Source organism: Lacibacter sp. MH-610 (assembly GCF_045780045.1).
Taxonomy (GTDB): Bacteria; Bacteroidota; Bacteroidia; order Chitinophagales; family Chitinophagaceae; genus Lacibacter.
The window spans coordinates 1,983,656-1,997,736 of record NZ_CP116002.1; the positions used below are offsets into that span (position 1 = coordinate 1,983,656).

9 protein-coding genes are annotated in these 14,081 nt (G+C 40.8%); 4 read left to right on the plus strand and 5 right to left on the minus strand.

Annotation, left to right across the window (positions count from 1 at the left end):
- The first annotated feature begins 278 nt into the window (after nucleotides 1–278).
- The 4 genes from gltB to PDL71_RS09135 all read left to right on the plus strand — a co-directional run bounded on the left by gltB (nucleotide 279) and on the right by PDL71_RS09135 (nucleotide 9,494).
- On the plus strand, nucleotides 279–4,796 hold the full coding sequence (gene gltB / locus PDL71_RS09120; protein ID WP_407528367.1) for a glutamate synthase large subunit: 4,518 nt from the start codon (nucleotides 279–281) through the stop codon (nucleotides 4,794–4,796).
- 272 nt (nucleotides 4,797–5,068) lie between these two features.
- Nucleotides 5,069–6,580 (plus strand): glutamate synthase subunit beta, encoded by a 1,512-nt coding sequence (locus PDL71_RS09125; protein ID WP_407528370.1) that lies wholly within the window; start codon nucleotides 5,069–5,071, stop codon nucleotides 6,578–6,580.
- A gap of 221 nt (nucleotides 6,581–6,801) precedes the next feature.
- Nucleotides 6,802–8,205, plus strand: coding sequence for an ammonium transporter (locus PDL71_RS09130; protein ID WP_407528372.1), 1,404 nt, complete (start codon nucleotides 6,802–6,804; stop codon nucleotides 8,203–8,205).
- A gap of 176 nt (nucleotides 8,206–8,381) precedes the next feature.
- A complete protein-coding gene (locus PDL71_RS09135) occupies nucleotides 8,382–9,494 on the plus strand; it encodes an outer membrane beta-barrel protein (RefSeq protein ID WP_407528375.1) in 1,113 nt (370 codons plus the stop codon).
- A gap of 377 nt (nucleotides 9,495–9,871) precedes the next feature.
- Here PDL71_RS09135 and PDL71_RS09140 read toward each other — a convergent pair whose 3' ends face one another.
- The 5 genes from PDL71_RS09140 to PDL71_RS09160 all read right to left on the minus strand — a co-directional run bounded on the left by PDL71_RS09140 (nucleotide 9,872) and on the right by PDL71_RS09160 (nucleotide 13,880).
- Complete coding sequence (locus PDL71_RS09140; RefSeq protein WP_407520177.1) at nucleotides 9,872–10,447, minus strand: hypothetical protein; 576 nt, start codon at nucleotides 10,445–10,447, stop codon at nucleotides 9,872–9,874.
- 4 nt (nucleotides 10,448–10,451) lie between these two features.
- The gene (locus PDL71_RS09145; protein WP_407520179.1) at nucleotides 10,452–10,892 is read right to left on the minus strand and encodes a hypothetical protein; all 441 of its coding nucleotides are present in this window, start codon (nucleotides 10,890–10,892) and stop codon (nucleotides 10,452–10,454) included.
- A gap of 243 nt (nucleotides 10,893–11,135) precedes the next feature.
- The gene (locus tag PDL71_RS09150) at nucleotides 11,136–11,672 is read right to left on the minus strand and encodes a hypothetical protein (RefSeq protein WP_407520181.1); all 537 of its coding nucleotides are present in this window, start codon (nucleotides 11,670–11,672) and stop codon (nucleotides 11,136–11,138) included.
- 215 nt (nucleotides 11,673–11,887) lie between these two features.
- Nucleotides 11,888–12,937 (minus strand): agmatine/peptidylarginine deiminase, encoded by a 1,050-nt coding sequence (locus PDL71_RS09155; RefSeq protein WP_407520183.1) that lies wholly within the window; start codon nucleotides 12,935–12,937, stop codon nucleotides 11,888–11,890.
- A gap of 67 nt (nucleotides 12,938–13,004) precedes the next feature.
- Entirely contained in the window at nucleotides 13,005–13,880 is an 876-nt protein-coding gene (locus PDL71_RS09160) for a carbon-nitrogen hydrolase (RefSeq protein ID WP_407520185.1), read from the minus strand.
- Nucleotides 13,881–14,081: the final 201 nt, after the last annotated feature.

Below are 14,081 nucleotides of genomic sequence, written 5' to 3' on the forward strand. Positions count from 1 at the left end.
CACAGCCCACGCTTGTTTATGAGTTTAAGGAAAATGAGTGAGGTTGCTATGTGTTGATAAAAGCGTATAAGATGAAGTGGTAGTTAAATAGAATGGAATAATGATACAGCACCGTCCTTCTCCTTGGGAGAAGGATGAGAGGATGACGTGAGAAAGAGGTGGAGAAAGGGGCTTGTGTTTGAACACCTGTTAGTTGAATAATTCGGTAATTTCCGAACGATTGCCTGCCATATCAGACGTTGTCTGTAACAATATTTATTATTAAACTCTACGAATAAATGGAGAGCAATCAGGGCTTATACAATCCTTCGTTTGAACATGATGCATGCGGTATTGGTTTTGTTGCAAGCATCAAAGGTTACAAATCTCATCAGCATATCAGTGATGCATTGACCGTGTTGGAAAACATGGAACATCGTGGTGCCTGCGGTTGTGAAAACAATACAGGTGATGGTGCCGGTATCATGATTCAAACACCGCATGAATTCTTTTTTGAAGAGTGTTTGAAGATGGGTGTTCACCTTCCCTCTTTTGGTAAATATGGGGTGGGTGTTATTTTCTTACCCAAGGAAATTAAACTTCGGGAAGAATGCCGGGATATTTTCAACCGTACTGCTGAAAAGCTGGGATTGGAAATTCTTACTTACAGAAAGGTTCCTGTAAACCCTGATGGTATTGGCCCAACAGCATTGAGTGTGGAGCCGGAGATGGAACATGTGTTTGTTGCCTGTCCTGATCATATCAACAATCCAGATGAGTTTGAACGTAAGTTGTTTGTATTGCGGAATCATGCAACTCATCTCATCAACAGTACTGTAAAGAAGGATGCAATTGGTTTTTACATTGCATCGCTTTCCTATAAAACAGTTGTGTATAAAGGACAATTAACCAGCGGCCAGGTTCGTGGTTATTTTCCTGATTTGAATAATAAGTGTGTGGTGAGTGCTTTTGGTTTGGTACACAGTCGTTTTGCTACCAACACTTTTCCATCATGGAAGCTGGCACAACCATTCCGATACATTGCACATAACGGTGAGATCAATACACTGCAGGGAAATTTGAACTGGTTGAAATCAAGCGAACATGGTTTTACATCGCCCAACTTTTCTAAAGAGGAAATGGAAATGTTGCTGCCGATTGTAACAAGCGGTCAGAGTGATTCAGCCTGTTTGGATAACATGATTGAATTGCTTACCATGACCGGAAGAAGTCTGCCGCATGTAATGATGATGCTCATTCCTGAAGCATGGGACGGTAATGATCAAATGGATCCGGTGAAAAAAGCATTCTATGAATATCATGCGTCCATTATGGAACCTTGGGATGGGCCGGCCTCTATTTCCTTTACTGATGGTAAAATGATCGGAGCTACACTTGATCGAAATGGTCTTCGTCCATCACGTTATTGCATCACGAATGATGATCGAGTGATCATGGCGAGTGAAAGTGGTGTGCTGCCTGTTGATCCTTCAACCGTTATAAAACGTGGTCGTCTGCACCCGGGTAAAATGTTTGTGGTGGATATGGAGCAGGGTAGAATTATCAGTGATGAAGAATTGAAAGAGAAGATATGTTCCCAAAAACCATATGGCGACTGGCTGAATCAAAATAAAATTCGTTTGGAAGAATTGCCTGAGCCACGTGTTGCTTTTACACACCTGAGTGATGAAAGTATTTTGAAATATCAAAAAGCATTCGGTTACTCAACAGAAGATATTGAAACCATCATCAAACCCATGGCATTGGATGGGAAAGAACCTATTGGTTCTATGGGCACTGATATTCCGTTGGCTGTATTAAGTGATCAGCCTCAGCATTTGTCTTCTTACTTCAAGCAATTGTTTGCACAGGTAACCAATCCGCCCATTGATCCTATTCGTGAACGGATGGTGATGAGTTTGGCAGCATTTGTTGGTAATAACGGAAACCTTTTGCAGGAAGATCCAATGCATTGTCATACAGTAGCATTGAAACATCCGATTCTTACAAGTACTGAACTTGAAAAAATACGAAGCATTGATACAGGTAAGTTCCAGGCAAAGACATTGCAAACGTATTTCCGTGCAGATGGTAAACCTGATTCCTTAAAGAAAGGGTTGGAGCGCTTGTGTCGTTACGCAGAAGATGCGGTGCATGATGGTTTTGAAGTGTTGATTTTGTGTGACCGTGCTGTTGACAGCGATCATGCAAATATTCCATCATTGCTTGCAACTGCGGCTGTTCATCATCATTTAATCCGAAAAGGATTGCGTGGCGAAGTAGGAATAGTAGTGGAAGCTGGTGATGTGTGGGAAGTGCATCACTTCGCCTGTTTGATCGCATTTGGTGCAACTGCTATCAATCCTTATTTGGCATTGGCCAGCATTCGTAATATGAAAGTGAATGGCCAATTACAAACAGATCTTCAATGGGATGAACTGCGATATAATTATATCAAAGCTGTTTGTGATGGAATGCTGAAAGTATTCAGCAAGATGGGCATCTCCACTTTGCAATCTTACCAGGGTGCACAGATATTTGAGATACTTGGTTTGAACCAGGAAGTAGTAGATAAATATTTCACAGGTGCAACAAGTCGTATACAAGGTATAGGACTGGAAGAAATTGCCAAAGAAGCATTGGTAAAGCATTGGTTTGCGTTCAGCAGAAAAGATATTCCGGTGAATCGTTTGCCGGTAGGTGGAATCTATCAATGGAAACGTAAAGGTGAGTTTCATTTATTCAATCCCACCACAATTCACCTGTTGCAATATTCAACAAGAATGAATGACTACGTTACGTTTAAAAAATATTCCAAAGCAGTTAATGACCAGAGTGAAAAAGCAGCTACACTCAGAAGTTTGCTGGAATTCAAACGGAACCGTCCATCTATTTCGATTGACGAAGTAGAACCTGCTGAAAATATTTACAAGCGTTTTGCAACAGGTGCTATGAGTTTTGGTTCCATCAGTTGGGAAGCACATACAACATTGGCGATTGCTATGAATCGTCTCGGTGGTAAAAGCAATACAGGTGAAGGAGGTGAAGATGAACGCCGTTATGAAAAAATGGAGAATGGCGATAGCATGCGTAGTGCTATCAAACAGGTTGCTTCAGCACGTTTTGGTGTTACTAGTTTATACTTAACAGAAGCAGATGAATTGCAAATTAAAATGGCACAGGGTGCAAAGCCGGGCGAAGGTGGACAATTGCCCGGTCATAAAGTAGATGAGTGGATTGGTAAAACAAGACATAGTACACCGGGAGTTGGTTTGATCTCACCACCACCACATCATGATATTTATTCCATTGAAGATCTGGCACAATTGATTTTTGATCTGAAGAATGCCAACCGTGCTGCACGCATCAATGTAAAACTGGTGAGTAAAGCAGGAGTTGGAACGATTGCTGCCGGTGTTACCAAAGCAAAAGCTGATGTGGTATTGATCAGCGGTCATGATGGTGGTACAGGTGCATCACCTGTTTCATCTATCAAGCATGCTGGCTTGCCATGGGAATTAGGTTTGGCAGAAACACATCAAACATTGGTGAAAAATAAATTGAGAAGCAGGGTAGTAGTGCAGGCAGATGGACAAATGAAAACAGGAAGGGATATTGCCATTGCAGCATTGCTTGGTGCTGAAGAGTGGGGTGTTGCCACGGCTGCATTGGTGGTGGAAGGTTGTATCATGATGCGTAAGTGTCATTTGAATACTTGTCCTGTTGGTGTAGCAACGCAAGATCCTGAATTGAGAAAACGTTTTACCGGTAATGCAGATCATGTGGTGAACTTTTTCAGATTCCTTGTTGCAGAGTTGAGAGAGATCATGGCAGAACTTGGTTTCAGAACAGTCAATGAAATGATTGGCCAAGTAGAATGTTTGGAAGTGAGAGAAAATATTCAACACTGGAAATTCAGCAAGCTGGATTTATCGCCGATACTTTACAAAGAACCTGCATCACTTTACACACCTTTGTACAATTGTGAAGAGCAGGACCATGAGTTAACAAAAGTGCTGGATTGGAAATTATTAGAAGCTGCACAACCTGCATTGCAAAGCAGACAAAAAGTGTCAGCTTCGTTCAATATCATTAATACCGATCGTACTACAGGTACAATCCTTTCAAATGAAATCACCAAGATTTATCGTGGAGAAGGATTGCCTGATGATACGATTCATTTCAAATTCAAAGGCACAGCTGGGCAAAGTTTTGCAGCCTTCAATACAAAAGGAATTACACATGAGCTGGAAGGTGATGCCAATGATTATTTCGGCAAGGGATTAAGTGGTGCCAAGCTCATCATCTATCCTGATAAATCGGCAACTTATAATCCTGAAGAAAATATCATCATTGGCAATGTGGCGTTCTATGGCGCTACCAGTGGTGAAGCATTCATTCGTGGCAAAGCAGGTGAACGTTTTGCAGTACGCAACTCCGGCGCCAATGTAGTGGTGGAAAGTGTGGGCGACCATGGTTGTGAATACATGACCGGTGGAACTGTTGTGGTGCTGGGTGATACCGGACGAAATTTTGCAGCAGGTATGAGCGGCGGTATTGCTTATGTGTATGATGTAAAAGGAAAGTTTGCAACCAACTGCAACAAAGAAATGGTTGACCTTGACCCCGTGAGTGAGGAAGATGCAGTGCTGTTAAAACAGATGATTGAAAAACATTTGCAATACACAGGAAGCGCTGTTGCAAAATTTGTTTTGAATGATTTTGAAAATCAATTGCAGCATTTTGTAAAAGTGTTTCCAAGAGATTATAAAAAAGTGGTGCAAGCAAAGGGAAGTGGTGTGAAAGCAAAAGTGTAAAGCCTCCCCAAACCCCTCCGAAGGGGGGCTTTAGAGCTTGAAAGTTTTGATTGATTGATTAAATAATGCGGATTAATGAAGTGAGATTAAAATTGAAAGCAAGTTTATCCCCTCCCTGGAGGGGCGGCAGGGTCTTAAACATGGAGAATGATTGATAGGGGTGGGTGCTCAATAGAATTACTGAACGATGAAGTGAGTGACACAACATAAGTTTAATAGCAGCAATAACGCTGGTAACAAAAAACAAAAAGCTTTAAACGATAAACTTTTTCATGGGTAAACCAACCGGATTTTTAGAATTCACTAGAGAACTTCCTTCCAAAAGAAGTGTGGAAGAGCGTGTTAACGATTATAAGGAATTTATACATCGTTACTCTGATGAAAAATTAAATCAACAGAGTGGACGTTGTATGAACTGCGGTGTTCCGTTTTGTCATAGCGGTTGTCCGCTGGGTAATGTAATACCTGAGTTCAATGATGCAGTGTATCGTAAGGAATGGAAAGAAGCCTATGAAATTCTTTCATCCACCAATAACTTTCCTGAGTTTACCGGAAGAATATGTCCGGCTCCTTGCGAAACAGCCTGTGTGCTGGGCATCAATCAGCCTGCAATTGCTATTGAAGAAATCGAAAAGCACATTATTGAAATCGCTTTTGATAAAGGATTGGTGCAGCCACGCAAGATCAACAAACGTACGGGAAAGAAAGTAGCAGTGGTGGGTAGTGGACCTGCAGGATTAGCGGCTGCTGCACAATTGAATTATGCCGGTCATACCGTAACAGTATTTGAACGTGATGAGCAGCCTGGTGGATTGTTGCGTTATGGTATTCCTGATTTTAAATTAGAGAAATGGGTAGTTGACAGACGAATAAAGTTGATGGAAGAAGAGGGTGTTACATTTAAGTGTCATGCAAACGTAGGTGTGAATGTAAGTGTCAATGATCTGTTACGTGAATTTCATGCGATTGTTTTAGCCGGTGGTTCAACCGTGCCCAGGGATTTGAATATACCTGGCAGAGAATTAAAGGGTGTTCATTTTGCCATGGAGTTTTTAAAGCAGCAAAACAAACGGAATGCGAATTCAGATCCATTCGCCAATGCCAATATTGAAAGCAATGTTTTCAGTGAAGATATTTTAGCAACCAATAAACATGTAGTGGTGATTGGTGGTGGTGATACCGGCAGCGATTGTGTAGGTACCAGCAACCGTCATAAAGCAGCAAGTGTAACACAGTTTGAATTGTTACCAATGCCGCCCAAAGACCGAACTGCTTTTATGCCATGGCCATCTTATCCGATGACGTTGAAAACATCCTCATCACATGAAGAAGGTGCAGACAGAAAATGGGCTGTTGCCACCAAAGAATTTATCGGGGATGAAAACGGACATTTGAAAGCGTTAAAGATTGTGGACCTGGAATGGAAGAGCAGTGAAGATGACCGACCTTCTTCTTTTGTGGAGCGGGAGGGAAGTGAACGTATCATACCCTGTGAGCTGGCATTACTGGCCATGGGTTTTACCAATCCACAGATCAACGGGTTATTGGAGCAGTTAGGTGTTGAGTTAGATGAGCGGAAAAATGTAAAAGCCTCCGAAAAAGAATATAAAACTTCCATTAATAAAGTGTTTGTTGCCGGCGATATGCGCCGTGGCCAAAGCCTGGTGGTATGGGCCATCAGCGAAGGCCGTGAATGTGCCCGAAAAGTAGATGAGTATTTGAGCGGCAGTTCTTTACTTGAAGCCAAAGAGGCTGCCACCCATTTGAGCCTTCAGGAAATTTAGTTTTCTTATTTCTGTTTTCATTCTATCCAAAGTCAGTGATTGTTCATAAATCACTGACTTTCTTGCTTTTAGGTGAGTATGTGTAATTATTTTCAGATAAATATTAATTACTGTAATGTGTAATAAAAGTGAATTAATCTAAAATTAATATTCATATTTTGCTATTGCATTTATTTATTATAAAAAATTAAATGTAAACGACCACTAAAAACTTACCAACTATGATTAAGAAAATTTCAGCAAGACAAATTGCGCCATTTCTGATTCTGGCGGGTGTTGCAATCGCTTCACTATTCATTCCGGCAGCATCTAATTTCGAAGACAAAGCAGGAGTTTACAACTCAGCAGATATTGCGTGGATTATTGTAGCCACAGCTCTTGTATTTTTAATGACTCCCGGACTGGCCTTCTTTTACGGAGGTATGGTGCACCGCAAAAACGTAATCTCAACCATGATGAAGAGCGTGGTTGCTGCCGGTATTGTGGGTGTACTTTGGGTAGTAGTCGGTTTTAGCCTGGCTTTTGGAAAATCTGTGGGCGGTTTTATAGGAGATCCTTCTACGTTCCTGTTCTTTAAAGATGTTACGTCAGGAGCTCCATGGAGTTTAGCACCTTCCATACCACTGGCCTTGTTTGCATTGTTCCAGATGATGTTTGCAATCATCACACCCGGTCTTGTAGTGGGTGCTGTAGCAGAGCGTATCCGTTTTACTTCGTATATCCTTTTTACTGTAATGTTCAGTTTGCTGGTGTATGCACCTTTAGCACACTGGAGCTGGCATCCTGATGGCTTCCTGTTTAAGTGGGGTGTTCTTGATTTTGCCGGTGGAACCGTAGTACATATTTCTGCAGGTTGTGCAGCACTCGCAGGGGCTCTTGTATTAAAGCGCCGTATTGTTCATAAAGAACAAAAGGAAATTCCTCCTGCCAATGTACCTTATGTATTAATCGGTACCGGTCTTTTATGGTTTGGATGGTTTGGTTTTAATGCAGGTTCCTCTTTAGGTGCCAATGCACTTTCAGTTTCTGCTTTTGCTACAACCAATACTGCCGCAGCCGCAGCCGGTTTAAGCTGGATGTTCTTTGATGTTTTGCGTGGTAAAAAACCTTCTGTACTTGGCTTTTGTATCGGCGCAGTAGTTGGATTGGTTGCAATTACACCGGCTGCCGGTTTTGTAGCGATTCCTCAAAGTATATTTGTGGGTGTTGTTGCTGCTATCATTTCCAATATAGCCGTGTACTACAAACAAAAATCAAAATTAGACGATACATTGGATGTATTCCCCTGTCATGGTATTGGTGGTATGGTAGGGATGCTCATGACCGGTTTATTAGCTACCAAAGCAGTAAACGCTGCAGGTAACGATGGCTGGTTCTACGGTAATTTTGAATTCTTCTTTACACAGGTAAAAGCATTGCTCATTGTGGTTTCTTACAGTTTTGCAATGAGCTACGGTATCTTCCGGTTCATCAACTTTATACTGCCATTGCGTGTAACTGAAGAAGAAGAAGTACTTGGCCTGGATGCTACACAACACAATGAAAAGTATTTACAGGGAACATTGCTGGTGGCAAAGAATGGTCAGATGAAAGAAGAAGAAGCCAGCGAGCTCATTTCTGAGTAAAATTTCAAAACAACAATCTTACATTTCAGCAATTACTTATAATCACTGTCCTGGCGGGCAAGTGGTTGCTGAAATTTTATTTTCCAAACATTCTTAATAAAAAAGGTACAGCATTATGATGAGTTGTTGGCGCAACACATCTGCTGTACCCTTATTAACACTTAAAATCTATTACAATGTTACAAAAAATCTTTGCAACAGGATTCGCCCTGTGCACAACTCTCTTCGTTTATTCGCAGGAAAACAGCGTAGCATCAAACCAAACAGTTGCTCCTCCCACAGAAGAAAAAACGGAAACACCCCCTGAAGAAAAAAAACCGGCGCTCACCATTTCCGGTTCGGCTGATGTGTATTACCGTTATGATTTTAAAAAACAGGCCGGTAACAACAGAACCAGTTTTACCAATAGTCAAAATGCATTTTCATTAGGTATGGCTTCTGTCAAACTAGAGCATACAGGTTCTAAAGTAGGCGCTGTGCTTGATCTTGGATTTGGTACACGTGCTACAGAATTCTCTTATAATGAAACAGGCATTTTTGCTGCTGTTAAACAGGCGTATGTAAGTTATTCTCCAGCCAAAGATTTAAAATTCACCGCAGGTGCCTGGGCTACGCATGTGGGTTATGAGCTGGTAGATCCGCAACTGAACCGTAACTACAGCATGAGCTATATGTTCACCAACGGTCCGTTCACACATACAGGTTTGAAGGCTGAATATGCTAAAGGTAAGAGCACCTTTATGGTGGGTGTGAGCAATGCGACTGATTTCCGCATTCCTCCCACTGATCAAATCAATAAAAAGTTTTTAATTGCCCAATACAGCATTGCGCCTACTGATAAACTGAAATTCTATCTCAACTATGTGGGTGGTAAAGCTCCTGATACTTCCATTGTAAACCAGTTTGACCTGGTAGGTACTTATGCCGTAAGCAGCAAATTCAATATCGGCATCAATGGTACGCTCAATCGTTCACAGGGTTGGGATGGCGATAAGAATGCAGATGGACAAAGCTGGTATGGTTTTGCCGGTTACTTCAACTATGACCCCACTGCTGCTTTTGGTTTAACACTCCGCAGCGAATATTTTAATGATGATAAAGGTGTGAAAGGCTTGGGAACCGGAATTTTAGCCAACACCCTTTCTGCCAACTTTAAAGTAGAAGGCTTTACCATTATTCCCGAACTGAGATATGAAAGTGCTGCAGACCCTGTTTATTTTGATTCAAAGGGAATTTTAAATCAAAAAAGTGCTGTGAGTTTTATTCTTGCGGTAGTGTACAAATTTTAATCAATACGTTTTTTTGTTCCCGATATACATAAAGCAATCAATCGTAAACCCTCTGTTTTTACAGAGGGTTTTTTGTAAGAGGTTGCGTAAGTCTGTGGGCTAAATATTTTGTAGTTATAATAGTAATTTAAAGTGACGGGCCTAAGCAGCATGTATTATTTATAACGAGCAGGTATTGCCGATGGTGGGGAATTTTATGTTCGTCCGCCGGAACCGCTGCCTGGCTTTTTGATAAAGTTAAATATTAAGAACTAAAGCCAGGCTTTATTCGTCAAGCCCCGAACCACAGTACAGCAGAATTACCGCTGCTGATTGCTCCAATGTCCAGCCCCACTATTGGCAATACCAATGTTAGGCACAGTAGTTCAATGCTGCCCTTACTGATTTATTCTGTTATAAAGAGTGCCAGTTGAATCAAAATACTGAATGATTGTTTTACTTCCTTGTCGTAAGTATTTGTACTTTATCTGTGAGGATGTGTCGCACTTCTTTTTTTGCAGGCTGTCAACTTTTATTTCTAAATCAAATATTTTAATTCTGTTCAAAGAATCGGAAAGATGCAATTGCAATAGCTGTTTTTCCAAGGAGTCAACTTTGTTTTTTAAGCCATCATCTTTTTCTTTTCCGAAGAAAACACTGAAAATAAAAAGTACAATTCCTAATAAGCAAAATAATGCTTGTCTATTAAAATAGCTTTTTGTATTTGCCAAATTCCAATTGCTGGCAAATCCATCTTTTCTTGCTTTGTCAATCCCTTTGCCACCTAAAAAAATACTAATTACAAATGAAAAGAATGCTCCACCAGCGATTAAATAATAACCCCATCCAACATTTCTTTTATCTATCACAAACGCAGCAAATGTTCCCACAACAGCTATCATAGCTAATGACGCTGCAATAAGTTGAGTACTCAAAGTAACTCCAATGTTTACTGCATCTTTTTTATCGCTCATATTATTACCCCCAGATGTCAAATGCTGTTGTTTTTAATTGTTTCCAAATGCGGTCAATTGTTGCCATAATTTGATGTCCACTTATCTGATTTTCATTTGTATTTAATTCAGGTCCTCCATTTTCTATACTTGTGTTTACAATGGTTTGTATGTCTGATTCTATTGCTTGTTCCAAACTAATTAAATTTCTCTCAGGTTCAACAGAGCCACGATATGTATTACTTTCAATCATCGGTCTAACAATGAGATGATGAAAATTGACAAGGAGAAAATATTTTGCATCAGGTCTTAACAGTCCTCTTGAGTCTGCACGGTCTATAGCTCTCCGAATAATTCTTGCTAAGTCGAATTCATTATATCTTAATGGGCGGCGTCGACGAATATCGGTGTCATAAAGATAGTCGGCAAAAAGGTTGTCATAAATTTGGTTAAATTCTTGTCTCATAAAAGTTGTTTTGAAACGTGATGGTCTTTACTATTGTGCCTAACGTTAAAGCATTTGTGTTTGTGGCGGAATTTGAAATCCGTCTGCCTGGTACAAATGCTGATGTAAAATACAAAAGTTCATTGTTTATTCAATCGCTCAATTTATAACGTCGGACTGGGGCAGAAGCTGATAGTAGCACACAGTTGAAGCGGCGTTATCAGTCCGCCGACATAACACAAATGCATTTGTTGGTGGCATGTGCTATTGCTTCTTTAGACGTCTATAAAGTATTCCGTTAAGTAATAGTGTGCTTGGGCTTTGTGTTTTCTCAAGCAACATAGCTTTATATTTTATGTAGGTATTTTCAATCATTGGCGGCTCAACTATGGTCGTCACTGTGTCAGAAAAATTCGTTTGTGTTGAGTCGGGGTCTTTCACAAGTTTAGGAGGAATGAATTTTATAAATTGATTTGGGCAGTAGTCACACGATAAAAGTGTCAAGTCTGCAAATGTGTGTCCTTTATAAATTCTGAGTTTCCCAGCGTAAGAATAAAAGCCACCATCTGATGCTGAAAATATTGTGTCGTTTTTGTATATGGCAATAGGTGATTGCTCTAAGTAAACACTGTCGCCCTTAAATGTCAACTCTGATAAATGATACCATTTATATTGCGGTTTGTCCGGACTACAACAGTGGGTCATAGGTACTGCTCCAATGAATGTTCCTTTTGGTTTAAGCTGTCCAAAAACCTGTGTCAAAAATAAAGATATAAATACTGTCAGAATAAGTTTAGCCATATTAGGGTGTGTCAAACAGCATTGCCACCAACACTAAATTATGCGCCACTCCCTACATTTCCAAATTTTACAAATCATTGATTCTCATGTTATGTCATGTCGCCTTTTCAGATTGTAATGTTACAAAAGGCGACATGTCGCTTTTGCTTTTCATGTCGCCTTTCCCCAAAAAATCGCCAAACTTCGTCTTTATATTCCATCACAATTCCATTTGCTCACACCATCGGCTCCTGCTGGCTTAAGCAATGAAAACTACCCAATCCCCAAATGATTTCAGTGGAGTCAATACCCACCACTTCCCGTTCAGGAAAACATTGCTGAATGATTTGTAAAGCTTTATCGTCTTTGTCGCAACGGAAGGTTGGAACGATCACAGATTGATTGGCAATGTAAAAATTAGCATAAGAGCAGGGGAGGCGCTGGTCTTCATATACTAATTCATCCGGCATTGGTAATTCAAAAATATTCAATTGTTTGCCGTTGCTGAGGCGCATTTCTTTCAACTGCTTTAAATTGTGTTGAAGCAACTCGTAATTCTCATCATTTTTATTTTCTTCAATCACTGTTAATACGGTGTCTTCGTTTACAAAACGAACGGTATCGTCAATATGTCCGTCAGTATCATCTCCTACGATGCCTTCATCAATCCATAAAATTTGCTCCACTCCGTAATAGTTCATCAGGTATTCTTCTATCTGCGATTGATTCAAGTGTGGATTGCGGTTGGGGTTTAACAAACAGGCTGTTGAAGTCATTAAAGTTCCCTTTCCGTTAAACTCCACCGAGCCACCTTCCATTACAATGCCGGGATGGTACACTGGAATGTTGTAATGCTTACCAATCAATGTAGGAATCACATCGTCCAGATCAAAAGGTGGATACTTGCCGCCCCATGCATTGTAACCCCAATCCACAATTACTTTCTTTTGCTCCGCATTGGGGTTAATCAGAAATGCAGGTCCATGATCACGACACCAGGCATCGTTGGTGGGATGAAAAAAGAATTCAACCTTACTCAGATCCACTTCTGCTTTTTGCAGATGTGTCAATGCAAATTGTTTCATGGCTTCATCCGCCACATTAATACGCACCAGTTCTCCTTTGGTTAATTCTTTTACAAACTGAGCATAGTAAGGAAAAATGGTATGAATCTTTCCCGGCCAGCTTGCTTCTTTGTGCGGCCAGCTGAGCCAGGTGGCAACATGCGGTGCAAATTCAGCGGGGAAATAGTAGCCTGATTGTTTGGGAGTAAGTTTTGAGTTCATAGTGAATAGTTCATGGTTCATAGTTTATTGGTGATGATTGATGGTATTGCTATCAACCATGAACATTTCAATCTTCATCAATAAATCGTTTGGTAATGGGTTGATAGGAATCAATTCTTCTGTCTCTCAAAAACGGCCAGTGTGTACGATAGCGGTCGCTTTTGGTAAGATCCAGTTCTTCTACATGCACTTCTTCTGCATCATGTGAACCTTTATAAAGTAATGTGCCGAAGGGATTACTTACAAACGAGCCACCCCAGAATTTCATAGCACCGTTTTGTTCAAGGCCCACACGGTTTACACTTACCACATGCACACCGTTAGCTACGGCATGACTGCGTTGAATGGTTTGCCAGGCATTGTATTGCTCTGTATTGGTTGCTTCATCCTGCGATGTAGCCCAGCCGATGGCGGTGGGATAAAATAAAATCTCCGCACCCATGAGTGAAGTAATGCGTGCCGCTTCAGGATACCATTGATCCCAGCAAATTAAAATGCCGATGGTTGCAAATTTTGTTTTGAATACTTTGTATCCCAAATCACCGGGTGTAAAGTAAAATTTTTCGTAGTACGCCGGGTCATCCGGAATATGCATTTTGCGGTATTTGCCGAGATAGGTTCCATCAGCATCCAGCACAGCGGTGGTATTGTGGTATAAACCCTGTGTACGTTTTTCAAACAGGGAAGCAATGATTACCACGCCGAGTTCTTTGGCAACTACACTTAATGCATCTGTACTTGGACCGGGGATGGCTTCTGCCAGCAGAAAGTTGTCATAATTCTCTTCATCGCAGAAATAGAGCGAAGTAAAGAGTTCCTGCAGGCAAACGATCTGTGCACCTTTAGCTGCTGCTTCTCTTGTTTTTGTAATTGCTTTTTGCAGGTTCTCTTCTTTATTAGCGGTACAACTCATTTGCACCAGGCCTACTTTAACTTTACTCATGGGTGAAAATTGAGGGGCAAAAATAAGTTTTCTTGTTGTCACTTTTTGTTTGCCAAAAAAGTAACCAAAAAGGGCCCCGAAAACCAATATACAGCCAGGTTTTCGGATTGAGCCTTGATAGGGCTTTTGTACTACTGTGATGAATTGCAGATGAATTTTTTTGTGCATCTTATGTGCCACAGTATGATGAAATGCGGTTTT